The sequence below is a fragment of the Streptomyces sp. NPDC058240 genome (assembly GCF_042882135.1).
Classification (GTDB): Bacteria; Actinomycetota; Actinomycetes; order Streptomycetales; family Streptomycetaceae; genus Streptomyces.
Genome location: NZ_JBHVWT010000028.1, coordinates 59469 through 86298, shown reverse-complemented (window position 1 = coordinate 86298; position 26830 = coordinate 59469). Strand labels below are relative to the sequence as shown.

General features: G+C 70.3%; 25 protein-coding genes. 12 read left to right on the top strand and 13 right to left on the bottom strand.

What is annotated here, in order from left to right; translation table 11 throughout:
• Positions 1-32: 32 nt before the first annotated feature.
• The 8 genes from ACFVX4_RS30470 to ACFVX4_RS30435 form a co-directional block, all read right to left on the bottom strand.
• Positions 33-1901 (bottom strand): chitinase, encoded by a 1869-nt coding sequence (locus tag ACFVX4_RS30470; RefSeq protein WP_389983207.1) that lies wholly within the window; start codon positions 1899-1901, stop codon positions 33-35.
• A gap of 140 nt (positions 1902-2041) precedes the next feature.
• On the bottom strand, positions 2042-2503 hold the full coding sequence (locus tag ACFVX4_RS30465) for a hypothetical protein (RefSeq protein WP_389983204.1): 462 nt from the start codon (positions 2501-2503) through the stop codon (positions 2042-2044).
• Between the two features lie 150 nt (positions 2504-2653).
• Positions 2654-4069: an NAD(P)/FAD-dependent oxidoreductase gene (locus tag ACFVX4_RS30460; protein WP_389983201.1), complete on the bottom strand. Its 1416-nt coding sequence runs from the start codon at positions 4067-4069 to the stop codon at positions 2654-2656.
• A gap of 24 nt (positions 4070-4093) precedes the next feature.
• Entirely contained in the window at positions 4094-4894 is an 801-nt protein-coding gene (locus ACFVX4_RS30455) for an ABC transporter permease (protein WP_124716097.1), read from the bottom strand.
• A complete protein-coding gene (locus tag ACFVX4_RS30450; RefSeq protein ID WP_266427396.1) occupies positions 4894-5823 on the bottom strand; it encodes an ABC transporter permease in 930 nt (309 codons plus the stop codon). The genes ACFVX4_RS30455 and ACFVX4_RS30450 overlap by 1 nt, the downstream gene beginning before the upstream one ends.
• Positions 5820-6968, bottom strand: coding sequence for an ABC transporter ATP-binding protein (locus ACFVX4_RS30445; RefSeq protein WP_389983197.1), 1149 nt, complete (start codon positions 6966-6968; stop codon positions 5820-5822). Before ACFVX4_RS30445 ends, ACFVX4_RS30450 begins: the two co-directional genes overlap by 4 nt.
• A gap of 78 nt (positions 6969-7046) precedes the next feature.
• The gene (locus tag ACFVX4_RS30440; RefSeq protein WP_389983194.1) at positions 7047-8297 is read right to left on the bottom strand and encodes a PotD/PotF family extracellular solute-binding protein; all 1251 of its coding nucleotides are present in this window, start codon (positions 8295-8297) and stop codon (positions 7047-7049) included.
• 43 nt (positions 8298-8340) lie between these two features.
• Positions 8341-9855, bottom strand: coding sequence for a gamma-aminobutyraldehyde dehydrogenase (locus tag ACFVX4_RS30435; protein ID WP_389983191.1), 1515 nt, complete (start codon positions 9853-9855; stop codon positions 8341-8343).
• 216 nt (positions 9856-10071) lie between these two features.
• Here ACFVX4_RS30435 and ACFVX4_RS30430 point away from each other — a divergent pair, with 216 nt between their 5' ends.
• Positions 10072-10611, top strand: a complete 540-nt coding sequence (locus ACFVX4_RS30430) for an NADAR family protein (protein ID WP_389983188.1) — start codon at positions 10072-10074, stop codon at positions 10609-10611.
• 113 nt (positions 10612-10724) lie between these two features.
• On the opposite strand, the gene ACFVX4_RS30425 is transcribed toward ACFVX4_RS30430, so the two are convergent.
• Entirely contained in the window at positions 10725-11462 is a 738-nt protein-coding gene (locus tag ACFVX4_RS30425) for a DUF4190 domain-containing protein (RefSeq protein WP_389983185.1), read from the bottom strand.
• A gap of 132 nt (positions 11463-11594) precedes the next feature.
• On the opposite strand from ACFVX4_RS30425, the gene ACFVX4_RS30420 reads away from it, so the two are divergent.
• The 6 genes from ACFVX4_RS30420 (at position 11595) to ACFVX4_RS30395 (ending at position 17472) form a co-directional block, all read left to right on the top strand.
• Positions 11595-12629, top strand: a complete 1035-nt coding sequence (locus ACFVX4_RS30420) for an adenosine deaminase (protein ID WP_389983182.1) — start codon at positions 11595-11597, stop codon at positions 12627-12629.
• Positions 12630-12651: 22 nt separating this feature from the next.
• Positions 12652-13356: a glycerophosphodiester phosphodiesterase gene (locus tag ACFVX4_RS30415; protein WP_389983179.1), complete on the top strand. Its 705-nt coding sequence runs from the start codon at positions 12652-12654 to the stop codon at positions 13354-13356.
• Between the two features lie 67 nt (positions 13357-13423).
• Entirely contained in the window at positions 13424-14224 is an 801-nt protein-coding gene (locus ACFVX4_RS30410) for an SAM-dependent methyltransferase (protein ID WP_389983176.1), read from the top strand.
• A gap of 13 nt (positions 14225-14237) precedes the next feature.
• A complete protein-coding gene (locus ACFVX4_RS30405) occupies positions 14238-15473 on the top strand; it encodes a sensor histidine kinase (protein WP_389983173.1) in 1236 nt (411 codons plus the stop codon).
• The gene (locus tag ACFVX4_RS30400; RefSeq protein ID WP_389983170.1) at positions 15470-16216 is read left to right on the top strand and encodes a response regulator; all 747 of its coding nucleotides are present in this window, start codon (positions 15470-15472) and stop codon (positions 16214-16216) included. Before ACFVX4_RS30405 ends, ACFVX4_RS30400 begins: the two co-directional genes overlap by 4 nt.
• A 56-nt stretch (positions 16217-16272) precedes the next feature.
• Positions 16273-17472 (top strand): serine hydrolase domain-containing protein, encoded by a 1200-nt coding sequence (locus tag ACFVX4_RS30395; protein WP_389983167.1) that lies wholly within the window; start codon positions 16273-16275, stop codon positions 17470-17472.
• A gap of 1 nt (position 17473) precedes the next feature.
• Here the strand turns inward: ACFVX4_RS30395 and ACFVX4_RS30390 are convergent, their stop codons facing one another.
• The 3 genes from ACFVX4_RS30390 to ACFVX4_RS30380 all read right to left on the bottom strand — a co-directional run bounded on the left by ACFVX4_RS30390 (position 17474) and on the right by ACFVX4_RS30380 (position 20865).
• On the bottom strand, positions 17474-18019 hold the full coding sequence (locus tag ACFVX4_RS30390; protein WP_389983164.1) for a hypothetical protein: 546 nt from the start codon (positions 18017-18019) through the stop codon (positions 17474-17476).
• Between the two features lie 53 nt (positions 18020-18072).
• Entirely contained in the window at positions 18073-19236 is a 1164-nt protein-coding gene (locus ACFVX4_RS30385) for a PotD/PotF family extracellular solute-binding protein (protein WP_389983219.1), read from the bottom strand.
• 189 nt (positions 19237-19425) lie between these two features.
• The gene (locus tag ACFVX4_RS30380) at positions 19426-20865 is read right to left on the bottom strand and encodes a gamma-aminobutyraldehyde dehydrogenase (RefSeq protein ID WP_389983161.1); all 1440 of its coding nucleotides are present in this window, start codon (positions 20863-20865) and stop codon (positions 19426-19428) included.
• A 178-nt stretch (positions 20866-21043) separates the two neighbouring features.
• Between ACFVX4_RS30380 and ACFVX4_RS30375 the strand changes: the two genes are divergently transcribed.
• The 5 genes from ACFVX4_RS30375 to ACFVX4_RS30355 all read left to right on the top strand — a co-directional run bounded on the left by ACFVX4_RS30375 (position 21044) and on the right by ACFVX4_RS30355 (position 26315).
• Positions 21044-21535 carry an Lrp/AsnC family transcriptional regulator gene (locus ACFVX4_RS30375; RefSeq protein ID WP_030569493.1) on the top strand — a complete coding sequence of 164 codons (492 nt, stop codon included), beginning with the start codon at positions 21044-21046 and terminating at the stop codon, positions 21533-21535.
• Positions 21520-22899, top strand: a complete 1380-nt coding sequence (locus ACFVX4_RS30370) for an aspartate aminotransferase family protein (RefSeq protein ID WP_072487209.1) — start codon at positions 21520-21522, stop codon at positions 22897-22899. The genes ACFVX4_RS30375 and ACFVX4_RS30370 overlap by 16 nt, the downstream gene beginning before the upstream one ends.
• Before the next feature lie 335 nt (positions 22900-23234).
• Positions 23235-23972: an ABC transporter ATP-binding protein gene (locus ACFVX4_RS30365; protein ID WP_389983158.1), complete on the top strand. Its 738-nt coding sequence runs from the start codon at positions 23235-23237 to the stop codon at positions 23970-23972.
• Entirely contained in the window at positions 23954-25138 is a 1185-nt protein-coding gene (locus tag ACFVX4_RS30360) for a hypothetical protein (RefSeq protein ID WP_389983155.1), read from the top strand. The genes ACFVX4_RS30365 and ACFVX4_RS30360 overlap by 19 nt, the downstream gene beginning before the upstream one ends.
• Before the next feature lie 52 nt (positions 25139-25190).
• Positions 25191-26315, top strand: a complete 1125-nt coding sequence (locus ACFVX4_RS30355) for an LOG family protein (RefSeq protein ID WP_389983152.1) — start codon at positions 25191-25193, stop codon at positions 26313-26315.
• A 12-nt stretch (positions 26316-26327) separates the two neighbouring features.
• On the opposite strand, the gene ACFVX4_RS30350 is transcribed toward ACFVX4_RS30355, so the two are convergent.
• On the bottom strand, positions 26328-26780 hold the full coding sequence (locus ACFVX4_RS30350) for an SRPBCC domain-containing protein (protein ID WP_389983149.1): 453 nt from the start codon (positions 26778-26780) through the stop codon (positions 26328-26330).
• Positions 26781-26830: the final 50 nt, after the last annotated feature.

The following is a 26830-nucleotide window of genomic DNA, read 5'->3' as shown; positions in this document are numbered from 1 at the left end:
AAACCACCCCAGCGGCCCGATGAATTGGCTGGTCAGGAAGCTGTAGACCGCCAGCTGTCGAAGTTCTTCGAGAACTCCCCGTTGTTGAACCGGTCCCAGTTGATCGACCACGTCATCAGCCCGCGCAGCGCCGGCCATGTTCCGTGGGTGGCGTAGGAGCCGCAGTCGGTCTTCTTCGTCAGGCAGTTCAGCGCCTTGGTGACCTCGGCGGGCGAGGTGTGGCCGTTGCCCGCCTGGGTGGAGGCCGGCAGCCCGATGGCGACCTGCTCGGGGCGGAGCGCCGGGAAGACCTTGGTCTGGTCGCCCGCCACCGGGAAGCCGGTGAGCAGCATGTCGGTCATGGCGATGTGGAAGTCCGCGCCGCCCATCGAGTGGTACTGGTTGTCCAGGCCCATGATGGAGCCCGAGTTGTAGTCCTGGACGTGCAGCAGGGTCAGGTCGTCGCGCAGCGCGTGGATGACCGGGAGGTAGGCGCCCGCCCGGGGATCCTGGCCGCCCCAGGGGCCCGAGCCGTAGTACTGGTAGCCGAGCTGGACGAAGAAGGTCTCGGGGGCCATCGTCAGGACGAACTTGTCGCCGTACTTGGCCTTGAGGGCCTTCACCGCGGAAATCAGGTTGACGACGACCGGGGTGGTGGGGTTGCGGAAGTCGGTGTCCCCGGTGTTCAGCGAGAGCGAGTGGCCCTCGAAGTCGATGTCGAGGCCGTCCAGACCGTACTCGTCGATGATCTTGCTGACCGAGGAGACGAAGGTGTCGCGGGCGGCGGTGGTGGAGAGCTGGACCTGGCCGTTCTGGCCGCCGATGGAGATGAGCACCTTCTTGCCCGCGGCCTGCTTGGCCTTGATGGCCGCCTTGAACTCGGCGACGGACTCCACGTTCGGGCACTCTCCCCCACTCTCGGCTTCGCTCGAGCGGGAGGTGCCCCCTCCCGGGCAGAGCGAGAAGCGGATGTCACCGGAGGTCACCGAGGTCGGCTCGCCGAAGGCCAGGTCGATGACGTCCCAGGAATCGGGCACGTCCGCCATCCGCGTGTAGCCGGAGCCGTTGGCGAAGCTGGAGTGCAGATAGCCGACGAGCGCGTGGGCGGGCAGGCCGCCTCCCCCGCCTCCGCCGCCGCCCGCCGTGGTGGTGGCCGCGACCGCGGCCGATCCGGCGGACTCGCCCGCGGAGTTGGTGGCGGCGACCTGGAAGCTGTACGCGGTCGACGCGGTGAGGCCGGTCACGGTGGCGGAGGTGCCGGTGACCGAGAGGACCTTGGTGCCGCCCCGGTAGACGTTGTAGCCGGTGGCCCCGGCGGAACCGGTCCAGGACAGGTCGACCGAGGAGGCGGTGACCGTGCCGGCCTTGAGTCCGGTGGGGGCGGCCGGGAGCTCGGCCGGGGCGCCGCCCGGACCGACCAGGGTGAGGTCGTCGGCGTAGTAGGCGGGAGTGCCGAACCAGCCGTGGGTGTAGACGGTCACCCGGGTGGTGGACGGGCCCGTCCTGAAGGTGGTGGTGAGCTGCTTCCAGTCGGTGGACGACTGGGTCCAGGTGGACACGTCGGTGGTGCCGGTGCCCTCCGCGCCGAGGTAGACGTAGGAGCCCTGCACCCAGGCGCCCAGCGTGTAGGTGGAGTCCGGCTCGACCGTCACCACCTGGGAGCACTTGGCGTTGTCGGCGCCGGCCGGGGTCGCCTTCAGCGCCGAGGTGCCGCTGTGGGCCGGTGTGCCGACGGCGGCTCCGCTGCCGCCGGTACAGCTCCAGCCGTCCAGGCCGGACTCGAAGCCGCCGTTGCGTGCCAGGTCGACGTCGGCGGCTGCGGCGGACGGAGCGAGGGCGGTCAGACCGCCGGCGGCGAGCAGGGCCGCCGCGAAGGCGGCCACGACTCCGGTAAATCGGGCGGGGGGTCCCGTGCGTTCCACAACGGCCTCCGTGCATGGGGGAATTGAGCGCGGCCGCCACAACATGGTCCAGACCAATCGGGTTGTCAAGACCTCTGACAGTCCCGGGCCGCCCGACCGGTCGACCGCGTACACCGTTCCCGCCGCTCGCCCGGTCGGTGTCAGTCCCCGCCGCTCCCGGCCTGCCCGGCCGCCGCCTCGTGCATCGCGAGTTCCAGAAGTGTCGCGTCGGTGAGGTTTCCCGAGCCGTCCGGCGGGATCAGCCAGCGCACCCCGCCGTTGGATGCCCGGCCCGGATGCGGCACGACGATCCAGGTTCCCTGCCCCACTCCCCGCACACCGGTGCCGACCCAGCGGACGACGGTGCCCGGCGGCACGAAGAAGCCCATGCGGGAATTGCCGAAGTCGGAGAGAACGGGACCGGGCCTGTCGATGAGGCGGGTCAGTGCGTCGAGGGTGGGATAGCCCAGCTCCCCCGGAAGAATCAGCACGTCCCAGCGTCGGCCGGCGGGAAGGAGCGCGATCCCGCGGGGATTGCGCTCCCATTCCCACCTGCAGGCGTCCGGATCTGGCGCCACCGATACGAGCCACTCGACTGCTGCTTTGGCCCCCGCGCCAGCCATGACCGGCCTCCATTTCCGTGTGCACCGGCCATGCATTGCCGGTGTGTTCACACGGGAGAGAGAGGTGGAGCCGGTCGATTACGCGGGTTCGGGCAATGAATTTACGGGGACCCGGCCGGTCACCCCCCGGAGGTGACCGGCCGGTCGGACTCAGCTGTCGAAGCCGAGCCCCAGCCGGTCCATCGTCCGCAGCCAGAGATTGCGGTGGCCGCCGTTGCTGTCGGCCCTGGCCAGGGACCTCTTGGTGAGCTCGATCCCGGCCCAGGCGAAGGGCTCCGGCGGGAACGGCATCGGCTTGCTGCGGACCATTTCCAGCGTGGTCCGTTCGTTCTGTTCACCCGCCAGCAGATCGAGCATCACATCGGCCCCGAAACGGGTGGCGCCGACGCCGAGTCCGGTGAATCCGGCGGCATAGGCGACCCGGCCCTGATGGGCCGTGCCGAAGAACGCGGAAAAGCGCGAACAGGTATCGATCGCCCCGCCCCAGGCATGGCTGAAACGAACCCCGGCCAACTGCGGGAAACAGTCGAAGAACTGGCCCGCGAGCTTGAGGAAGGTCTCCGGACGCTGATCGAGATCGGCGCTCAGCCGGCCGCCGTACGGATAGATCGCGTCATAGCCGCCCCACAGGATCCGGTTGTCGGCCGACAGCCGGAAGTAATGGAACTGATTGGCGCTGTCGCCCAGGCCCTGCCGGTTCCTCCAGCCGATGGAGGCCAGCTGGTCCGCGGTGAGCGGCTCGGTCATCAGCGCGTAGTCGTAGACCGGCACCGTGTACGGGCGCACCCGCTTGACCAGCGACGGGAAGATGTTCGTACCGAGTGCGACCCGGCGTGCGAAGACCCTTCCGTACGGGGTGCGGACCGCCATTCCCGTGGTGGACCTGGCGAGTTCGAGACCCCGGGTGTGCTCGTACATCCGCACCCCGAGTTCGAGGCAGGCCCGCTTCAGGCCCCAGGCCAGCTTGGCGGGGTGCAGCATGGCGACGCCCCGCCGGTCCCAGAGACCGCCCAGGAATGTCGGTGAGTCGACTTCGGCGCGCAGCGCGTCCCGGTCCAGGAATTCCGTCCCGGTGAAGCCGAGCTTCTCGGCCTCCTGGTGCCATTCGCGGAGCTCTTCGAGCTGGTGGGGCTCGGTGGCGACGTCGATCTCGCCGGTCCGCTCGAATTCGCAGTCGATCGAGTAACGGGCGACGGCGGCCTCGATGGCGTCGAGGTTGCGCTCTCCGAGCTCCTCCAGCCTGTGGATCTCGTCCGGCCAGCGCTCCAGGCCGTTGGGCAGGCCGTGGGTGAGGGAGGCGGCGCAGAATCCGCCGTTGCGGCCGGAGGCGGCCCAGCCCACCTCGTGCCCCTCGATCAGTACGACGTCCCGTTCCGGGTCGCGTTCCTTGGCGATCAGCGCGGTCCACAGTCCGCTGTAGCCGCCGCCGACGACGAGCAGATCGCAGTGCTCGTCGCCGGTGAGCGCGGGCAGCGCCTCGGGCTTGCCCGGGTCGTCCAGCCAGAACGAGACGGGCTTCGCGTCGGAGAGTGATTGTGCAGCAGTACGCATGGCAGCTGGGGCCATGGTTTCCAACTCCTTCAGGGCTTTCTATCGTGCGCTGTTCTTGCGCCGGTTCGCGATCAGCTGGCCGACGACGACCACCATGACAGCGATGATGAACATCGCCGTTCCGATGACGTTGATCTGCACGGGCGTGCCGCGCTGTGCCGATCCCCAGACGAACATGGGGAAGGTCACGGTGGAGCCCGCGTTGAAATTGGTGATGATGAAATCGTCGAAGGAGAGCGCGAAGGCGAGCAGCGCTCCCGCCGCGATTCCGGGGGCGGCGATCGGCAGCGTCACCCGCAGGAAGGTCTGCACGGGTCCGGCGTACAGATCGCGGGCCGCCTCCTCCAGCCTCGGGTCCATCGACATCACGCGCGCCTTCACGGCCGTCACGACGAAGCTCAGGCAGAACATGATGTGCGCGATCAGGATCGTCCAGAAGCCCAGCTGCGCACCCATGTTGAGGAAGAGCGTGAGCAGCGAGGCGGCCATGACGACCTCGGGCATCGCCATCGGCAGGAAGATCAGCGAGTTGATCGCGCCGCGCGCCCGGAAGCGGTAGCGGACCAGCGCGAAGGAGATCATCGTGCCGAGGACGGTCGCGCCGACGGTGGCCCAGACGGCGATCTGGAGGGACAGCGAGAGCGAGCCGCACATGTCGGCGACGCCGCAGGGGTCCTTCCAGGCGTCCAGGGAGAAGCGCTGCCAGGAGTAGTTGAAGCGCCCGTTCGGCTTGTTGAACGAGAACACCATGACGACGACGTTCGGCAGGATCATGTACGCGAGGGTCAGCAGACCTGCGATGACGATCAGATTCCGGCGAATCCAGCGCAGTACGGGCATCAGACCAGGTCCTCCGTCCCGGAGCGGCGGATGTAGACGGTGACCATGATCAGGACGACCGCCATGAGGATGAAGGAGAGCGCGGCCGCCGTCGGATAGTCCAGGACGCGCAGGAACTGGGTCTGGATGACGCTGCCGACCATCTTCGTGTCGGTGGAGCCCAGCAGTTCCGCGTTGACGTAGTCACCGCTGGCCGGGATGAAGGTGAGCAGGGTTCCGGAGACGACGCCCGGCATGGAGAGCGGGAAGGTCACCTTGCGGAAGGTGGTGGCGGGGGTGGCGTACAGATCGCCGGCCGCCTCGTGCAGCCTGCCGTCGATCCGCTCCAGCGAGGTGTAGAGCGGCAGGATCATGAACGGCAGGAAGTTGTACGTGAGGCCGCAGACCACCGCCATCGGCGTGGCCAGCACCCGGTTGGACTCGGTCCAGCCGAGCCAGCTGGTGACGTCCAGGACGTGCAGGGTGTTCAGTACGTCGACGACCGCGCCGCCGTCCGCGAGGATCGTCTTCCAGGCGAGCGTGCGGATCAGGAAGCTGGTGAAGAACGGCGCGATGACCAGCACCAGGACGACGTTGCGCCAGCGTCCGGCCTTGAACGCGATGAGGTAGGCGAGCGGGTAGCCGAGCAGCAGGCACAGGATGGTGGCGGTGCCGGCGTACAGCAGGGACCGGATGAACTGCGGGTAGTAGTCGGTCAGCGCGTCCCAGTAGGTCTGGAAGTGCCAGGTGACCTCGAAGCCCTTCTCCAGGGATCCGGTCTGTACGGAGGTCGACGCCTGGTAGACCAGCGGCAGCGCGAAGAAGACGAGCAGCCACAGGATGCCGGGGAGCAGCAGCCAGTAGGGCACGAGGCGCTTGCGGGTGGAGGCCTTGCGAACCTTGAGCTCCGCCGTGACGGGCGCCGGTGGCGCCTCCTTGGTGACGGTCACGCCGCGTCCTCCACCGTCTCCACACCGGCGTCGATGTCCTGGGCGGCGTCCAGGCCGAAGGTGTGCGCCGGGTTCCAGTGCAGCACGACCTCGGCGCCGGGGGTGAGCCGGGCGTCGCGCTCGATGTTCTGCTCGTAGACCTGGAGCGCCTTGCCCGCCGGGCTCTCCACCACGTACTGCGTGGACACCCCGATGAAGCTGGAGTCGACGATCCGGCCGGTGACCCGGTTGCGGCCGTCGGCTATCGCGTCCGCGTCGTCGGCGTGCGCGAGCGAGATCTTCTCCGGGCGAACGCCGAGCAGCAGCTTGCCGCCGTCGGCGGTCGGGGCCGAACATCGCTCGGTGGGCAGCCGCAGCCTGCCGCCGCCGGCCGCCACGACGATGTCCGTGCCCGCGGAGACGATCTCGCCCTCGATGAGGTTGGACGTGCCGAGGAAGTTGGCGACGAACGTCGTCCTCGGATTCTCGTACAGATCGGCGGGGGCACCGAGCTGCTCGACCCGGCCGCCGTTCATCACCGCGACGGTGTCGGCCATGGTCATGGCCTCCTCCTGGTCGTGGGTGACGTGGATGAAGGTGATGCCGACCTCGGTCTGGATGCGCTTGAGCTCCAGCTGCATCTGGCGGCGCAGCTTGAGGTCGAGGGCGCCGAGCGGTTCGTCGAGCAGGAGCACCTGCGGGTGGTTGATCAGGGCGCGGGCGACGGCGACGCGCTGCTGCTGGCCGCCGGAGAGCTGGTGCGGCTTGCGCTTGGCGAAGTCGCCGAGCTGGACCAGCTCCAGCATCTCGTCGACCTGCTTCTTCACCGATTTGATGCCGCGCCGGCGCAGACCGAAGGCGACGTTCTCGGTGATGTCGAGGTGCGGGAAGAGCGCGTAGCTCTGGAAGACCGTGTTGACGGGCCGTTTGTACGGGGGAAGCCCGGTGATGTCCCGGCCGCCGAGCGAGACCGTGCCGGTGGTGGCCTCCTCCAGGCCCGCGATCATCCGCAGGGTGGTGGTCTTGCCGCAGCCGGACGCGCCGAGCAGCGCGAAGAAGGAGCCCTGCGGGACGGTCAGATCGAGCGGCTTGACGGCTGCGAAGGAGCCGTACGTCTTGCTGATCCCGGTGAGGCGGACGTCGCCGCCTGTCTGCTGCTGTGTCATGGATCGCGGTCCCGGTGGTGTCAGAGGGAGATCAGGGGGAGATCGGGGGGATCGGGTGGGGCGGGGAAGGCGCGGCGGTCAGGCGCCGATGAGCTTGGCGAACTTCTCTTCGTACGCCGTCTCTTCCTTGCTGGTCAGGGAGCGGAAGGCATGCGACCGGGACGCCATCTCCTTGTCCGGGAGGATCAGGACGTTGTCGGCCATCGCCTGATCGATCTTCGCCAGCTCGTCGCGGACCCCGTCGACCGGGCAGACGAAGTTGATGTACGCGGCGAGCTTCGCGGCGACCGACGGCTCGTAGTAGTAGTCGATGAGCTTCTCGGCGTTGGTCTTGTGCCGGGCCTTCACCGGGACCAGCAGGTTGTCGCTGGATATGACGTAACCCGCGGCCGGAATCGCGTACTTGATGTCCGGGTTCCCGGCCTGGAGCTGGATGACGTCGCCGGCCCAGCCGACGCAGGCGGCGATGTCGCCCTTGTCGAGGTCCGCGGTGTAGTCGTTGCCGGTGAAACGGCGGATCTGGTTCTTGTCGACGCCCTTCTGGAGCCGGCCGATCGCGGCGTCGTAGTCGGCGTCGGTGAAGTTGCCGGGGTCCTTGCCCATGTCGAGCAGGGTCATGCCGACGGAGTCGCGCATCTCCGAGAGGAAACTGACCCGGCCCTTGAGCTTCGGGTCGTCGAGCAGCTGGCTGACGGAGTCGACCTTGCGGCCGCCGGTCGCCTTGGAGTTGTAGGCGATGATGGCGGGGATGCCCGCCCAGGGGTACGAGTAGGCACGGCCCGGGTCCCAGTCCGGGGAGCGGAACTGGGCCGAGAGGTTGGCGTAGGCGTGCGGCAGGTGCGAAGGGTCGAGCTTCTGCGCCCAGCCGAGGCGGACGACGCGGGCGGCCAGCCAGTCGGTGACGCAGATGATGTCGCGGCCGGTGTCCTGGCCGGCCGCGAGCTGCGGCTTGATCTTGCCGAAGAACTCGACGTTGTCGTTGATGTCCTCGGTGTACTTGACCTTGATCCCGGTGCGCTCGGTGAACGCCTCCAGGGTGGGCCGGTGCTTGCCGTCGTCGGTGACGTCCATGTACTCGGTCCAGTTGGAGAAGTTGATCTGCTTCTCCTCGGCCGAGTGGTCGTCGGAGGCCGCGGCGGCGTCCCCTTCCCGCTTGGCGGGCGGGATGCCGCAGGCGCTCAGCGTGCCCAGCCCGCCGATCGCCAGCGCCCCCATGCCGGAGGCGCGGATCAGCGATCGGCGGGTCAGAGCGCCCCGGCCGCTGGTGAGACTGCGTCGCATCGCGGCGAGTTGGGCCGCGGAGAGGCGCTCCGGCTCGTACTGCTCCATGCGCGTTGCCCTTTCGGGTGTGGGTGGCCGGGGGTCGGCCGGGTTATCGGTCCCCGAAGATCGTGCGGTGCCAGTCCTTCCGGGCGACCGCGGTGTTGTCGTACATGACGTGCTTGACCTGCGTGTACTCCTCGAAGGAGTACGAGGACATGTCCTTGCCGAAGCCACTGGCCTTGTATCCGCCGTGCGGCATCTCGCTGATGATCGGGATGTGGTCGTTGACCCAGACACAGCCCGCCTTGATCTCGCGGGTGGCGCGGTTGGCGCGGTACAGGTCGCGGCTCCAGGCGGAGGCGGCGAGTCCGTACGGGGTGTCGTTGGCAAGGCGGATGCCCTCGTCGTCGGTGTCGAAGGGCAGCACCACCAGGACCGGGCCGAAGATCTCCGACTGGACGATCTCGCTGTCCTGGGCGGCTCCGGCGACCAGGGTCGGCCGGTAGTAGGCGCCGGCCGCCAGTTCGCCGCCGGGTGCCTCGCCACCGGTGACGACGGTGGCGTACGCGCGGGCGCGCTCGACGAATCCGGCGACCCGGTCCCGCTGGGCATGGCTGATCAGCGGGCCGAGGTCGGTCGACGGGTCGAAGGGGTCGCCGAGCCGGACGGTCTCCATGAGCGCGGCGACACCCCGCACGAAGGCGTCGTACAGCGGGCGCTGGATGTAGGCGCGGGTGGCCGCGGTGCAGTCCTGGCCGGTGTTGATGAGCGCTCCGGCGACCGCGCCGTTGACCGCGGCCTCGAGGTCGGCGTCGTCGAAGACCACGAAGGGGGCCTTGCCGCCGAGTTCGAGGTGGAGGCGCTTGACGGTGGAGGTGGCGATCTCCGCGACCCGCTTGCCGACCGCGGTGGAGCCGGTGAAGGAGGTCATGACCACGTCCGGGTGGCCGACGAGGTGCTCCCCGGCATCCTTGCCCGCGCCGGTGACGATGTTGATCACACCGTCGGGGATGCCCGCCTCGGTGGCCGCCTGGGCGAACATCAGCGAGGTCAGCGGGGTGATCTCGGCGGGCTTGAGGACGATGGTGTTGCCGGCGGCGACGGCCGGGAGGATCTTCCAGGCGGCCATCTGGAGCGGGTAGTTCCAGGGCGCGATGGAGCCGACGACGCCGATCGCCTCACGGCGTACGTACGAGGTGTGGTCGCCGTCGTACTCGGCGGCCGACTTGCCCTCCAGGTGGCGGGCGGCGCCGGCGAAGAAGGCGGTGTTGTCCACGGTGCCGGGCACGTCGAACTCGGTGGAGAGCTTGATCGGCTTTCCGCACTGGAGGGACTCCACGTACGCGAAGTCGTCGGCCTGCTCGGCGAGGACGGCGGCGAAGCGGTGCATCGCCTCGGACCGCTCGGCGGGCGTCGCGCCCGCCCAGCCGGGGAAAGCGTCGCGGGCGGCTGCCACGGCGGCGTCCACGTCGGCGGTGCCCGCCAGCTCGTAGCTGTAGACGGTCTCGCCCGTCGCCGGGTTCACCACGTCGTGGTGACGCCCCGATGTTCCGGACCGCAGCTTTCCGCCGATGTACTGTGCGCCGTCCGCGAAGCGGTCCCGCACCTGGATGCCGTTGCCCATGACGATCTCCTCCGCCGCGTGCCCCGGAGTGCGGGAGCGGCGTAGCCTCTGCTCGATTTGAGTGCCGATCCTGGCAGAGGGGATCAACCCCAACAAGTGATTCCGTTGTTGCCTTTTGGTTACGCGACGGAATCTGTCGACCATGTGTCGCGTCGGTGCGGAATTCCCCGTACGTAGTGTCAGTGGCGGATGCCAGAATCGCATGTCATGGAACACATGGACGATCTCCTCGCGCGGACCGCGCGCGGCGAGAAGGTGAAGTATCTGCACTTCTGGGGGCACCGTCCCCGGCCCGACGGCCGCATCGGTTCGAGCTGCCTCAGTCAGTGGTGGCCGTCGCCCTTCACGGTCGACGGCGTGAGGTACGCGTCGGCCGAGCACTGGATGATGGCCGCCAAGGCCCGCCTGTTCGACGACGCGGAGTCGGAGGCCGCGGCGGTGGCGGCGAAGAGCCCGGCGGCGGCGAAGAAGGTGGGCCGACTGGTCCGCGGTTTCGACGACGCGGTGTGGGAACGCAAGCGGTTCGCGCTGGTGGTGGCCGGCAGCGTGCACAAGTTCGCCGGCGATCCGGAGCTGCGGGAGTTCCTGCTGAACACCGGCGACCGAGTGCTGGTCGAGGCGAGCCCCATGGACCGGGTCTGGGGCATCGGGCTGGCGGCGGACGACCCGCGGGCGGAGAACGCGGCGAGTTGGCGGGGGCTGAATCTGCTGGGGTTCGCGCTGATGGACGCGCGGGCGGAGCTGCGCGCGTCATGAGGCGGCCCGGACGCCCGATGGCCCGGCGGGACGGGGATCTGCCCCCCCCGGGCCATCGACAGGAACTGCGGCGCCGGTGCCGCGGGGGTTCCGGCACCGGCGCCCGAGACTTGCTATCGGTTGACGTCGACGACCAGGGACGTGGAGTACGGGTCGTCGTTGTAGCCGCTGTCCTCGAATTCACTGGCGTGGGTGGCGAACAGCCAGATGAAGAAGCTGATGATCGCCACACCGAAAACGATGCCGATGGATCCCATGATGATCCCGGCGAGCGCCTGGCCGCTGTTGGTCGCCTCACCGCGCTGCACCCGCTTGCGGCCCAGGATGCCGAAGATCAGGGCCAGTGCGCCCAGGATCAGGCTGGGTATCCCGTAGATGCAGAACATGCAGATGGCCAGGATGCCGAGCACCATGGCCGCGGTGCCCATGCCGTTGGAGGGCGGCGGGCCGCCCCAGGGCGCCTGGTTGTAGCCGGGGTATCCCGGGTAGCCGCCGTACTGCGGGGCCGGTGCGGCCGGGTAGCCGTATTGTCCCGCGACCGGCGGGACCTGCTGGCCCGGTCCGTTCGGTCCGACCGGCGGCGGCGGTACCTCCCCGGGACCGGGGCCAGGACCGAATCCGGCTCCGGGCACCGGCCCGGTCTGCGCCGACGAACCGAATCCCGCCGGCGGTGCGTCGGCCTGAGCGGGCCCCTCCCCGACACCCGGCATCGAGGTGACCGTGGGCTGATTGTGCACAGCGGGCGGGCGAGGATCGCCGGCCGGCTTCTCCAGCGGCACCTTGCTGTCCGGCGGAGCCCACGGATCGCGCGGCGCGGCCCCGCCCGCGGGCTGCTCTGTGTTGTCTGGCATGTGCCTCCCCCATCGTGATCCCGTCATGCTACGGCCCCTCTGCCCACTGGCGGACCCGGCCTACGATGATGCCCGTCCCCTGCCCGGCCGACCGCGCCCGGCACCGAACCGTTCCACGCCCCGGAGAGTCCGATGACCGATCTGCACCCCTTCATCGCGGGGCTGCCCAAGGCCGAACTGCATGTCCACCATGTCGGTTCCGCGTCGCCCCGTATCGTCGCCGAGCTGGCCGCGCACCACCCCGACTCCAAGGTCCCCACCGACCCCGAGGCGCTCGCCGACTACTTCACCTTCACGGACTTCGGGCACTTCATCGAGGTGTATCTCTCCGTCGTGGACCTGATCCGCACACCGGAGGACGTCCGCCTGCTGACCTTCGAGGTCGCCCGCGACATGGCGCGGCAGAACATCCGTTACGCGGAGCTGACGGTGACCCCGTTCTCCTCGACCCGGCGCGGCATCCCGGAGCAGGCCTTCATGGAGGCCATAGAGGACGCCCGCAAGGCCGCGGAGGCGGAGCTCGGTGTCGTGCTGCGCTGGTGCTTCGACATTCCCGGCGAGGCCGGGCTCGAAGCGGCCGAGGAGACCGCCCGGCTCGCCGTGGACCTGCGGCCCGAGGGGCTCGTCTCCTTCGGTCTCGGCGGTCCGGAGATCGGCGTGGAACGCCCGCAGTTCAAGCCCTACTTCGACCGGGCCATCGCCGCGGGCCTGCACTCCGTGCCGCACGCCGGGGAGACCACCGGGCCGCAGACCGTCTGGGACGCCCTGACCCATCTGCAGGCCGAGCGCATCGGTCACGGCACCAGCTCCGTCCAGGACCCGAAGCTGCTGGCCCACCTCGCCGAGCACCGCATCGCGCTGGAGGTCTGCCCGACCTCGAACATCGCGACCCGGGTGGTGGCGGACATCGAGCAGCACCCGGTCAAGGAGATGGTGGAGGCGGGCGTACTGGTCACCATCAACAGCGACGACCCGCCGATGTTCGGCACGGACCTCAACAACGAGTACGGAGTGGCCGCCCGTCTCCTCGGTCTGGACGAGCGGGGTCTCGCCGCACTCGCGAAGAACGCGGTCGAGGCGTCGTACCTCGACACGGCCGGCAAGCGGAGGCTGGCCGCCGAGATCGACACGTACACGACGAACTGGCTGGAGCGCGCGGGCCGGTGACCTCGGTGGTCACAATGACCCCATGGTCACCTCAGTCACCGCCGTGGCCCACCGCGGCGATCCCTACCGTGTCCGCGAGAACACGCTCCCCTCGATCCGCTCCGCCCTCGGACGAGGGGCGGACGCGGTCGAGATCGATGTACGGGTCACCCGCGACGGCGTACCGGTCCTGCTGCACGACGCCACGCTGAAGCGGCTGTGGGGCCACGAGGTGCGGCTCGACCGGCTGACCCACGAGGAGCTCACCGAGCTGACCCGGGGCGGTGTGCCCACCCTGCGCGACGCGCTGCTCGCCGCCGGGGCGCACCGCGTCATGGTCGATCTGCCGGGCTCCACCGACGGCTCCGTCAAGAAGATCGTCGGCGTGGTGCGCGAGTGCGGGGCCGGCGAGCGGGCGTACTACTGCGCCGGTCCCGACGCCATGCTCCGGGTGCGGGCCGCCGACCCGAACGCCGAGATCGCCATGACCTGGACGACCCTCGCGCCGCCGCGCGCCACGCTGCTCGACGCGGTGCGGCCGCGCTGGCTGAACTACCGGTTCGGCCTGGTGGACCGGGAACTGACGGACCGGCTGCACCGGGACGGGCTGCTGGTCTCCGCCTGGACGGCCGACACCAGGCGGACCATGCGCCGCCTCGTCCGGCACGGCGTCGACTCGATCACCAGCAACCGGGTCGACGTCCTGCACGGCGTCATCGCCAACTCCCCGGCGGACGGCTCTCCTTGACCGGTCCGGCATCATGGGCCTGCCCCATCGTCCGTGATGCCGGGCCCGGAGCAAGAGGAGCAGCGACGTGACCGATCCCCGCACCACCCCCCTTCCCGACCGGGTCCGTTCCGACGTCGCCCACAACGCGCGGGTCTGGAACCACTGGCTCGGCGGCACCGACAACTACCCGGTGGACCGTGCGGTCGGCGACCGGGTCACCGGCATGTACCCGAGCATCGGCGAAGTGGCGCGCGCCGACCGGGCGTTCCTGGGGCGTGCGGTGGGGTATCTGGCCGGCGAGGCGGGGATCAGGCAGTTCCTGGACATCGGCTCCGGTCTGCCGACCGCGGACAACACCCACGAGGTCGCCCGGCGCACCGCGCCCGACTGCCGTGTCGTGTACGTCGACAACGACCCGGCCGTGCTGGCGCACGCCCGCGCACTGCTCGCCGGCTCGCCGCAGGGCGCGATCGAGTACGTCGACGCGGACGCCCGCGACCCGGAGCGGATCCTGCGGGCCGCGCGGCCGACCCTCGACCTGGAGCGGCCGGTCGCGGTCCTGCTCCTGGGCATCCTGAACTTCGTCCTCGACACGGAAGTGGCCCGCCGCATCGTGCGCACGCTGATGGACGCGGTGCCGTCCGGCAGCCATCTGGTGCTCACCCACCCCACCCTGGAGCTGGGCGGCGAGGGCAACGAGGCGGCGATGCGGTTCTGGAACGAGAACGCCACGCCGCCGATCACCGCCCGCGGCCGCGCCGAGTTCGCCGCCTTCCTGGCGGGGCTCGACCTGGTGGAGCCGGGCATCGTGTCGTGCGCGCGCTGGCGCGCCGAGCCCGGTGCGGCACAGGTCGCCCAGTTCGGCGCGGTGGCGCGGAAGCCCTGACGGCGCCGGTCCGATGCGGATACGAGACATCCTGGCGAGAGTCCCGGGACACGCCCTGGCGGCCGGCCCCCGCGGCGTCGACCTGCTCATCACTCTGCTGGTCCAGGCCGCCATGACCATACCGTTCGTCGTCCCGCGCGCGCCGGAGCTGCCGGACGCGACGTGGACGGCGTACGGGCTGGCCACCCTGATGGTGCTGCCGCTGGTGGCCCGCCGCCGGGCGCCGGTCGTGATCCTCATCGCGGTGCTGGCAGCCGGCGCCCTGTACAAGTTCACCGTCGACGGGCCGGGCCAGCCGCTCCCGTACACCGGCCTGGTGGCGTTCTACACGGTGGCCGAACTCTCCTCGCCGCCGAAGCGGATCGGGATCGCGGTGCTCACGGCGCTGGCGGTGCTGATCTCGGTCGGACTGGGCAGCGACGACATGCGGGAGCTGCTCTTCTCCCTGTTCGTGTTCGCGGCGGCCTACGCCTTCGGCCGGCTCACGGTGACGCGCAAGGCCTATCTGCGCGCGGTGGAGGACCGGGCCCGTCAGCTGGAGCTGACGCACCGGATCGAGGCCGAACAGGCCGCGGCCCGCGAACGGGCCCGGATCGCCCGGGAGATGCACGACATCCTGTCCCATGCGGTGAGCCTGATGATCGTGCAGGCGGAGGCCGGCCCGGTGGCGGTCCGCACGGCGCCGGAGCGTGCCGAGGCGGCCTTCGACGCGATCTCGGAGACGGGCCGGGACGCGATGGTCCAGTTGCGCCGGATGCTCGGTGTGCTGCGCGAGAACGAGGGCTCGCCGGACGCGCCGCGGGAGCCCCAGCCCGCGCTGGCCGAACTGCCCGGTCTCGTGGAGCGGGTGCGCGGCAGCGGTCCGGCGGTCTCGTACGAGGTCACGGGCCGTCCCCGCCCGCCGGGCCTGGCGGTCGAGGCGACCGTCTACCGGATCGTGCAGGAGGCCCTGACGAACGTGGTCAGGCACGCGGACGCGGCCACGGTCCGTGTCCGGCTGGATCACGGCCCCGAGGCACTGACCCTCACCGTCACCGATGACGGACGGGGCCCCGGCGGCGGCTCCGGGCTGGGGCTGGTCGGCATCCGGGAACGTGCCGCCGCGCACGGTGGCACGGTCCGCACCGGCGCCGGTCCGGGCGGCCGGGGGTTCCGGGTCCGGGTGACGATTCCGCGGACGCGGCCGGAGCCGGGGACGGGGACGCGGCAGGAGCGGGAGACGGAGCAACAGACAGGAGCGGGAAGTTGACGATCCGTGTGGTGGTGGCCGATGACCAGGAGCTGGTGCGCAGCGGCTTCGCGATGATCCTGGACGCGCAGCCCGACATCGAGGTGGTGGCCGAGGCGGGCGACGGCCGGGCGGCGGTCGAAGCGGTACGGCGGCTGGCGCCCGAGGTGGCGCTGCTCGACATCCGGATGCCCGGCACGGACGGCATCGATGCCTGCCGCACCATCAGCGCCGAGACCGGCTGCCGGACGGTCATGCTGACCACCTTCGACTCCGACGAGTACGTCTACGAGGCGCTGCACGCGGGCGCGAGCGGTTTCCTGCTCAAGGACGTCCGCCGCGACGACCTGGTGCACGCGGTACGGGTGGTGGCGGCCGGGGACTCGTTGCTGGCTCCTTCGGTGGCGCGCCGGCTGATCGCCGAGTACACCTCGCGCCCGCCCGCCACGGCCGTGGCACCGTCGGCGCGCCTGGACGTACTGACCGCCCGGGAGCACGAGACGCTGCTGCACCTGGCCCGCGGGCTGTCGAACGCGGAGATCGCGGCGGCGCTGGTCGTCAGCGAGCACACGGTGAAGACCCATGTCGGCAATGTGCTGTCCAAGCTGGGTCTGCGCGACCGGATCCAGGCGGTGATCTGTGCGTACGAGTGCGGCGTCGTCACTCCCTCTCCGGAGGGAGGGCCGGCCTCCGGCTCCCCCGCGCAGGGGAGGAAGCCTCCCTCCGAGAAACCCCCGGCCGGGGGATCCGACCGGGCGCGCTGATCAACAGGATGGAGTCCGTCAGCAGTTGAGGATTCCACGCCCGGGAGGCACCGGACATGAACACCCGCACGTCCCGCATCGTCGTCGCAGCAGCACTGGTCCTCGGCATCGCCGCGGGCCCCGCCGCACCGGCCCTGGCGGCGGCCGGTACCCCGGCGGCCACGGGCCACGCCGCGCAGAAGGAGCCCGCCCGGGAGGCTCCGGACGCCGGGGCGCTGCGGGCCGCGATCCAAGGGCTCCCGAAGGACGACGCCACGGCCGCGCTGGTGCGGGTCTCGGGCACCGGGGGCGGCTGGCGGGGCAGCGCCGGCGTCCACGACCTGGCCTCCGGGCAGCCGGCGGACCCGGACGGCCGCTTCCGGGCCGGTTCGGTCACCAAGGTCTTCACGGCGGCCGTCGTGCTGCAACTGGCCGGGGAGGGCAGGCTCGGCCTGGACCGTCCGGCCCGGCACTATCTGCCGGACCTGATCCCGGCGTCGTACGGGAAGGTCACGGTGCGCCAGCTGCTGAACCACACGAACGGCATCCCGTCCGTCGGCTCGGGCGGCGACACCCTGGAGGAGTGGTACGCGCACCGCTTCGACCTGCACGACGCGGCGGAGACCGTACGCGAGGCCACCGCGCACCGGCCGGACTTCGCGCCCGGCACCCAGCAGCACTACGCAAACATCGGGTACACCGTGGCCGGCCTGCTGATCGAGCGGGTCACGGGTGACACGTACGCCTCGCAGGTCTCCCACCGCATCCTGGAGCCCCTGCGCCTGAAGGACACGTATTTCCCCGGCACCGACCCGACGATCCGCGGGCCGCACAACCACGGCTACCAGCTCTTCGGCACGGCCGGTGAACTGCGCGATGTGACGGTGTGGGGGGCGACGGACGCCTGGGCGGCGGGGGACCTGATCTCGACCACCGCCGATCTGGAGCGTTTCACCCGGGCGCTGTTCAGCGGGCAGGTGGTGCGCGGACCGCTGCTCCAGGAGATGTTCACGCTGCCCGGCGCATCGGTGCGCGAGTACGGCACTGGCAAGCCTGCCGCGTTCAGCGCGGGTCTCTCGGTGATGAGACTGGGCGGACGCGAGGTCTGGGGCAAGACGGGTGGCCGCTGGGGCTACAACACGGCCGTCGCGGCCACCCGTGATCTCTCCCGGACCCTCGTCTACAGCGTCAACGCGACGGACGCGAAGGGGGAGGACATCAATCCCACGGCGATGAACATAGTGGTGGCTGCCTTCGGCGCCCCGTCGGCCGAGTGACTCAGACCGCCGGAGCGGTCGTCGGAGCGGGCTCCGGAAGCGGGGTCCGCTCCATGGCCTCCAGCCGCTTGATCATGCGGCGCACGACGAGCAGCGGGATCACCCCGAAGACGCCGAACGACATGTCGATGACGGACCACCAGAAAGGGATGCCACGGATGGGCCCGCAGATCAGCGCGAGCGGGATGATCCCGGCGCAGGCGATCATGCCGAACTCGATGACCCAGATATTGCGGACCGGGTCGCGGTAGGGGCCGTAGAAGGCGACCGCGATGACGAGATGAGCGAAGGCCAGCCAGTCGGTGCCGTACAGCACGAAGGGGTATTTCGCGTCGGCCTCGTCGAGGCCGGTGCGGACCTTGGTGATCCACTCCATCAGTGCCGGGAAGTGCTCCGGCACGGGAGAGGCCGAGGACCTCAACAGATCCTCGGCCCAGTGGAGTTCATGGACGAGCGGGAAGGCGGTCAGCCCGCTCAGGACCAGACAGACGATAAAGACGGCCAACCACACGCGTATGCGCCTCAGCAGGGCTCTTCGCTCGCTCATGTCCGCAGCGTACGCCCGCGCTTACCGGCCCTTTACGCCACCCCTGGTATGGCTCACAGCCCGACGATGGAGTTCCATTTCTTCGCGAACTCGGTGCGTTCCTCGGACGTGATGTCGCGGGCGATCGCGAGCCGCTTGCGCATCGCGTCGTCGGGGAAGATCAGCGGGTCCTCGGCGAGTGCGGCGGTCTCCTCGTCCTTGGCGGAGGCCAGCACCTCGCGGGCGGCCGGAACGGGGCAGACGTAGTTGACCCAGGTCGCCAGTTCGGCGGCGACCTCCGGCTCGTAGTAGTAGTCGATGAGCTTCTCCGCGTTGCGCTTGTGGCGCGCGAGGTTGGGGATCATCAGCGATTCCGACCAGAGCTCGGCCCCCTCCTCGGGAACGACGAACTCGATCTCCGGGTTGTCGGCCTGGAGCTGGATGACGTCGCCGGAGTAGGCCTGGCAGGCGAGCACATCACCGGTCGACAGGTCCTTGATGTAGTCGTTGCCGGTGAAGCGGCGGATGTGCCTCTTCCTCACCAGCTTCTCGACCTGGTCGCACATCTGGTAGAAGTCGTCCCGCTGCCAGCGGGTGATGTCGACGCCGTTGCCCTGCATCAGCAGGGCGAAGGACTCGTCGAGCCCGGACAGCAGCGTCACCTTGCCGCGCAGGTCGTCCGCCCACAGATCGCTCAGGTGCTTGATCTCGCGGCCGAGCCTCTTGCGGTTGTACGCGATGCCGGTGATCCCGGACTGCCAGGGGACGCTGTGCATCCGGCCCTTGTCGAAGGCGGGCGACCGCAGTTGCGGGTCCAGGTACTTGGCGACGTTCGGCTGCTTCGCCCGGTCCATCTCCTGCACCCAGCCCAGCCGGACGAACCGGGCGGACATCCAGTCGCTGATGACGATGAGGTCGCGCCCGGTCTCCTGGTGGTTCATCAGCGCCGGGCTGATCTTCCCGAAGAACTCGTCGTTGTCGTTGATCTCCTCGGTGTACGTGACGGAGATCCCGGTCCGCCTGCCGAAGGCGTCGAGAGTGGGCCGCTTCGACTCGTTCTTGTCGTCGGTGTCGATGTAGAGGGGCCAGTTCGCGAAGTGCAGGGTGTGGTCGCTCGCCGAGGTGTCTCGTCCGGCGCGGTCACCGGGCTCCACATAGGCGGCGGGCACTCCGCAGCCGGCCAGCGTGACACCGGCCGCCGTGGCTCCGAGGGCGCGCAGCAGGGACCGGCGGGACATGGGGTTCTTCGGGGTTGCTCGCACCTGCGCAGGATGCCGGTCGGCCGGCGGGGCGGGCAATGGACCAACCGTCCAGCGGCACGCGCTCCGTCCGCACACCCTGTCGATGCCGGGGAACGGATCGACGCCGCGGAACGGCGACGGCCCCGGGCGGGCGCCCGGGGCCGTGACCTGCCTGCTGACGGGGTATCAGCCGTCGAGCGAGGTCATGACGTGCTTGATGCGGGTGTAGTCCTCGAAGCCGTACGCGGAGAGGTCCTTGCCGTAGCCGGACTTCTTGAAGCCGCCGTGCGGCATCTCGGCGACGAGCGGGATGTGGGTGTTGATCCACACGCAGCCGAAGTCGAGGTTCTTGGACATCCGCATGGCGCGGGCGTGGTCCTTGGTCCACACCGAGGAGGCCAGGGCGTACTCGACGCCGTTGGCATACTCCACGGCCTGGGCCTCGTCCGTGAACTTCTGGACGGTGATGACCGGGCCGAAGACCTCGTGCTGGATGATCTCGTCGTCCTGCTTGAGGCCGGAGACGACGGTCGCGGCGTAGAAGTAGCCCTTGTCGCCGACCCGGTGGCCGCCCGCCTCGACCTTGGCGTGGGCGGGGAGGCGCTCGATGAAGCCGCTGACCTGCTTCAGCTGGTTGGCGTTGTTGAGCGGCCCGTACAGCACGTCCTCGTCGTCCGGCTGCCCCGTCTTGGTGTCGGCGGCGGCCTTGGCGAGCGCGGTGACGAACTCGTCGTGGATGGACTCGTGGACCAGGACGCGGGTCGCGGCCGTGCAGTCCTGGCCGGCGTTGAAGTACCCCGCGACGGAGATGCCCTCGACGGCCTTGGCGATGTCGGTGTCCTCGAACACGACGACCGGGGCCTTGCCGCCGAGCTCCAGGTGGACCCGCTTGACGTCCTTGGCGGCGGACTCGGCGACCTGCATGCCGGCCCGTACCGAGCCGGTGATGGAGGCCATCGCCGGGGTCGGGTGCTCGACCATCGCGCGGCCGGTGTCCCGGTCGCCGCAGATGACGTTGAAGACACCCTTGGGCAGGATCTGGCCGATGATCTCGGCGATCAGCACGGTCGACGCCGGGGTGGTGTCGGACGGCTTGATGACGACGGTGTTGCCCGCGGCGAGCGCCGGGGCGAACTTCCAGACGGCCATCATCATCGGGTAGTTCCACGGCGCGACCTGCGCGCAGACGCCGACCGGCTCGCGCCGGATGATGGAGGTGAGGCCCTCCATGTACTCGCCGGCCGAGCGGCCTTCGAGCAGCCGCGCCGCACCCGCGAAGAAGCGGATCTGGTCCACCATCGGGGGGACCTCTTCGGTGCGGGTGAGTTCGAGCGGCTTGCCGGTGTTCTCCGACTCGGCGGCGATGAGGTCCTCGGCGCGTTCCTCGAAGGCGTCCGCGATCTTCAGCAGGGCCTTCTGACGCTCGGCGGGCGTGGCGTCGCGCCAGGCGGGGAAAGCGGCCGCGGCGGCGTCCATCGCGGCATCGACATCGGCCTGTCCGGAGAGCGGCGAGGTCGCGTAGACCTCTTCCGTCACCGGGTTGACCACATCGATGGTCCGCCCGTCAGCGGCGTCCCGGAACTCTCCGTTGATGTAGTTGCGCAGACGGCGCACCTCGGTGGTCACAACCACCCCTCCTGTCGACACGTCCAATGGGTGAGATGCCCAGGGTAGTCGCTCGGGTGTCGCTTTCGACATGCCCAACCGCCGTGAACTTCGGATTCAGTGAGATCTGGACCTTCAAACAACGAATTTCATCGATCTGGGGTTGCCAGACAGACGAGTCCCAGTGCACAGTGGATGCGTGGCCAGTCGCAGCGCAGACTCCAGGACCGGGAACGGATCGTCACCAGCGGTCGATGCCGTGTCCCTCGCAATCATCGAGCAGCTCCAGGAGGACGGACGCCGTCCGTACGCCGCGATCGGCAAGGCCGTCGGCCTCTCCGAGGCGGCCGTGCGGCAGCGCGTCCAGAAGCTGCTCGATCAGGGCGTGATGCAGATCGTCGCCGTCACCGATCCCCTCACCGTGGGGTTCCGGCGGCAGGCGATGGTCGGCATCAATGTCGAGGGCGACCTCGATCCCGTCGCCGAGGCGCTGTCGGCCATGGCCGAGTGCGAGTACGTGGTGATGACCGCGGGCTCCTTCGACCTGATGGTGGAGATCGTCTGCGAGGACGACGACCACCTGCTGGAAACGATCAACAAACGCATCCGGACCCTCCCCGGCGTGCGCTCCACCGAGAGCTTCGTGTACCTGAAGCTCAAGAAGCAGACCTATATGTGGGGAACCCGATAGCCGTGAGCAAGGACCTCAGCCGAACCGCGTACGACCACCTGTGGATGCACTTCACCCGCATGTCGGACTACGAGAACGCGCCCGTTCCCACCATCGTGCGTGGCGAGGGCACCTACATCTTCGACGACCAGGGCAAGCGTTACCTGGACGGCCTGTCCGGCCTGTTCGTGGTCAACGCCGGTCACGGCCGTCACGAGCTCGCCGAGGCGGCCTACAAGCAGGGCCAGGAGCTGGGCTTCTTCCCGGTGTGGTCCTACGCCCACCCGAAGGCCGTCGAGCTGGCCGAGCGCCTGGCCGACTACGCACCGGGCGACCTCAACAAGGTCTTCTTCACCACCGGTGGCGGCGAGGCCGTGGAGACCGCCTGGAAGCTGGCCAAGCAGTACTTCAAGCTCCAGGGCAAGCCGACCAAGTACAAGGTCATCTCGCGTGCGGTCGCCTACCACGGCACCCCGCAGGGCGCCCTGTCCATCACCGGCCTGCCGGCCCTGAAGGCCCCCTTCGAGCCGCTGGTCCCCGGCGCGCACAAGGTGCCGAACACCAACATCTACCGCGCCCCGATCCACGGCGACGACCCCGAGGCCTTCGGCCGCTGGGCCGCCGACCAGATCGAGCAGGAGATCCTCTTCGAGGGCCCGGAGACCGTCGCCGCGGTCTTCCTGGAGCCGGTGCAGAACGCCGGTGGCTGCTTCCCGCCGCCGCCCGGATATTTCCAGCGCGTGCGCGAGATCTGCGACAAGTACGACGTGCTGCTCGTCTCCGACGAGGTCATCTGCGCCTTCGGCCGCCTCGGCACGATGTTCGCCTGCGACAAGTTCGGCTACGTGCCGGACATGATCACCTGCGCCAAGGGCATGACCTCGGGCTACTCCCCGATCGGTGCCTGCATCGTCTCGGACCGCATCGCCGCGCCGTTCTACGAGGGCGACAACACCTTCCTGCACGGCTACACCTTCGGTGGCCACCCGGTCTCCGCGGCGGTCGGCCTCGCCAACCTCGACATCTTCGAGCGCGAGGGCCTCAACCAGCACGTCCTGGACAACGAGAACGCGTTCTTCACGACGCTGCAGAAGCTCCTCGACCTGCCGATCGTCGGCGACGTCCGCGGCAACGGCTTCTTCTACGGCATCGAGCTGGTGAAGGACAAGGCCACCAAGGAGACCTTCACCGACGAGGAGACCGAGCGCGTCCTGTACGGCTTCCTCTCCAAGGCGCTGTACGACAACGGTCTGTACTGCCGGGCCGACGACCGCGGCGACCCGGTCGTCCAGCTCGCGCCGCCGCTGGTCTCCGACCAGTCGACCTTCGACGAGATCGAGGGCATCCTGCGCACCGTCCTCACGGAGGCGTGGACCAAGCTCTGACCGGCACGACGACCGGCCGGCCGACCACGGATCGGCCGCCGGCCGGCTGCCCGGCCGTCCGTCCGGCGGGTCAGGGGCTCCCGCGCCCCCGGCCCGTCGGACAGGCCTTTCCGGCTTGACCCTCGTTTGACCACTGCTTGACCGGCTTCCAGCCGTCATCCTCATACGGTCCGCACGGCCCGGATGCGCCCATTCGAGTGGGAAGGGGCGCATCCGGGCCGCGTGCTGTGCGCTCACCGCGGTTCGAATCCTTACGGTGCCGAGTGACCGATCGGCCCTCTCTTCGTTCCCCCGTACGGGGGACGGGAATTACGATCTGAACCGAGGTGTACGCCATGGTGGCCCCGCCGGACAACGACGTGATCTGGGCGCGTTCCCTGCACCATTCCCACAACGGCTCACCCGCGCTCGGCGGCGTCTCCCTGGGCGTCCGCGACGGCGAGATCCTCGCCGTGACCGGCCCCCGGGGCTGCGGCAAGACGACCCTGCTGCACTGTCTGTCCGGTCAACTGGTGCCCGAGCAGGGCGAGGTGTGGTTCAACAGTGTCCCCGTCCACACCATGGGACCCCGGTTGCGTGAACGGCTGCGCCGCGACAGGTTCGGCTGGATCGCCCCCGAGCCCCAGCTCGTGCCCGAGCTGAACACCTGGGAGAACACGGCCCTTCCGCTGCTGCTGCGCGGCGCCCCCCGCCGGGAGGCGAAGAAGGCCGCCCTGGAGTGGCTGGAACGGCTCGACATCGGCCCATGCGCCAGACAGCGACCGCACACCCTGCTCCAGGGGCAGCGCCAGCGGATCGCCGTGGCCCGCGCCCTGGCCGCCGCCCCCACGGTGATCTTCGCCGACGAGCCGACCGCGACGCTGCACCGGAGCGACCGGACGCATGTACTGCGCACCCTCACCAGCGCGGCCCGTTCGCACGGCATCACGATCGTGCTCGCCACCCATGACGCGGAGATCGCCGCCCTCGCCGACCGCACGGTCCCGCTCCTGGACGGCCGCCGCGTCGCCACCGTCGCCCTGCCCGCCGTGTCCGACACGGAAGGCCGCGCGGCGTGCTCACTCTCCGTCTAGCCCGGGGTTCCCATCCGCTGGTCCTGCTGCGGCGACTGCTGGTCGCCGCAGCCTCCGCCGGCGTCGGATTCCTGCTGCTGTGCACCCTGGGCTACGCGTCGGGGCACCCGGCGCACTCCACCGGGGCCGTGCTGCGCCTGCTGTGGTGCTTCGTGCCGCTCGCCGCCACCGTGCAGTTCGCGGTCGCGGTGGCACGTACGGACCCGAGCACCCGGCCGCGCTCCGGACTGTCCGCGGTGGGCCTCGGGCCGGTCCGGCTCGCGGTGCTCGCCGCGATCTCCACCGCCGTCTCCTGCACCCTCGGGTCGATGGTGGCGCTGCTGTTCTTCCTGCATCTGCGCGGTGATCTGTCCGGGCTGCCGTTCGACGGCGCGGCGGCCGGGCTGCTCGACGCCGACGCCCCGCTGCCGCTCGCCGCCGCGCTCGTGCTGCTGACCCTGGTCCCGGTGGCCGCGGCGACGGCGAGCGCGCTCGCGATGCGCGCCGAGCCGGTCTCGACGGCGGCCCCGGACAACGCCTCCTCGGATGTCCTGACAGAGCCGGAGGCACCCGATCCGGCGGCGCCGCCGACGGGGCTGCCGTGGGGCGTGGCGCTGACCGCGGTCGGCCTCGCCGTGGAGGCGTACATGAGCCGGGGCGACGGCCACAGCCTGCTCCCGCTGCCCGGCAGGCTAGACGCCACCCCGGCCGGGATGCTGGCGGGATGGACGCTGACGGCGGTCGGGCTGGCCGTGGCGGGTCCGGGCCTGGCCCATCTGTGCGGGCGGCTGCTGCAGGCGGTGCGCCCCGGCGCCGTACGTCTGCTGGCGGGCCGGGTGCTGATGGACGAGTCGCGCCGGATCGGCCGGCCGCTCGGTGTGGTCTGCGCGGTGCTCGCCGCGGCTGTCGGCGGATACGCGCTGTACGGGGCGGGGGCACACCGCCTCGGCCCGCTCACGGCACTGGGCGCGGTACTCGTGCTCGGCTGCACGACGGCGACACTGCTGACCTCGGCACTGGAGGCGAGGCAGGCCCGCGCGCAGACGGCGCAGGCGCTGCTGCGGCTCGGCGCCCCGGCATCGGCGCTGCGGGCCGCGACGGCCCTGCGCGCCGCCGCACTGCTGCTCGTCTTCGCCCCGCTGACCTGGCTGATCGCGGAGCTGGCCGCACTGCCGCTGACGGCCTGAGGACGCGCCGCGGCCCGGGGCCGGTCCGGCGGCCACTACGTAGCATGACAACGTGGACAATCCGGACAACACCAGTTCCCTGCCCGGCCCCGAGATCGAGTCGCTCGCCGAATTCGACAAGGCGGTCGCCTCGGGGACGCTGGCCGGACACCGGGTCCAGTCCGTCGACCTGACCGACCGGGGCGCCGCCCTGCTGGCCGCGGATACGTCCGGCGCCGTCTTCCTCGGCTGCCGGATGGAGCCCGGGGCGGCGGCGAAGGTGCGGGCCGACGGCGCGTTCGTCTTCCCGCCCGTGCCCGGACTCCCCTTCGATCCGTACCGCGGCAGGCTCTACTCCCCCGACGCGCTCTACGCGGGGCTGTCGGACGGCGGTTACGCGGCGACGCCCGACGCCCGCGCCTACCGCTGGTTCCAGCAGACGCGGGCGAACGGCGACACCTTCGCGTCGATGCTGCGGGCGCTCCACGACGACGCGGTCTCCGACGCGCTGGACGAGTTCCTCGCCGGCGCCCGCGTGGTCGGGGTCATGGGCGGCCACGCGACCGCCCGCGGCAGCGCCCCGTACGCGGCCGCGGCCCGGCTGGGACGGACGCTCGCCCGGGACGGCCTGACGGTGGCCACCGGCGGTGGGCCCGGCGCGATGGAGGCCGCGAACCTCGGGGCGTACACGGCGCCGCACCCCGATCCCGTGCTGGACGAGGCCTGCGCGCTGCTGGCCGCGGCGCCCTCGTTCACCCCGTCGGTCACCGACTGGGCGCTGGCCGCCTTCGACGTACGCGGGCGCTGGCCGGGCGGCGGCGGTTCCGTCTCGATCCCCACCTGGTTCTACGGGCACGAGCCGCCGAACCCGTTCGCGGACCGCATCGCCAAGTACTTCGCCAACGCGCTCCGCGAGGACGGACTGCTCACCCGGTCCACGGCGGGCGTGATCTTCCTGCCCGGCGCGGCCGGCACCGTACAGGAGATCTTCGACAACACGACGCCGAACTACTACGGCTCCCTCGGCGGGCCGACCCCGATGGTGCTGGTCGGCCGCGCCCACTGGACGCGCACGCTGCCCGCGTGGCCGCTGCTGCGCGCGCTGGCCGCCGGCCGGGCGATGGAGCCCCGGATCGCGCTCGTGGACACGGTGGACGAGACCCCCGAGGCGCTCGCCCGGCTGTCGGCGAAACCGTAGGCCGGGGCCGGTTCAGAAGGACGCGAGCCGGGCCACGAGCGCGTCGAAGAACGCCTCCCAGCCGTCCTCGGCCGCCGCGTACTGCTCGGCCGTGAGGTTGCCGCCGCGCTGCTGGAAGACCATCTCGGTGGTCTTGTCGCCGCGGTCGGTGAAGGTGGCGGTGACGGTCTCGCCCTCGATGCCGGCGGGCGCGGAGGCGTCCTTCATCGTGAACACCAGCCGCTCCGGGGCCACCACCTCCCGGTAGACCCCGTGGAACGGCATCTCGATGCCCGGCACCACCATGACCAGGCTCCAGGCACCACCCGGCCTGACATCCATCGACACCCGGTCGAGCGGCACCTCGGCGTCACCGCCGTACCAGGCCGCGAAGTGCTCGGGCGTCGTCCAGGCCTCGAAGACCCGTTCCCGCGGGGCCTGGAGGATGCGGGTGATGTCGATGCCCTCGCGTGCTGACTCGGTCATGTCCCTGTCCTTCCCGGAGTCGTTCCGGTTCTGCTGCACGGCCCCGGGGC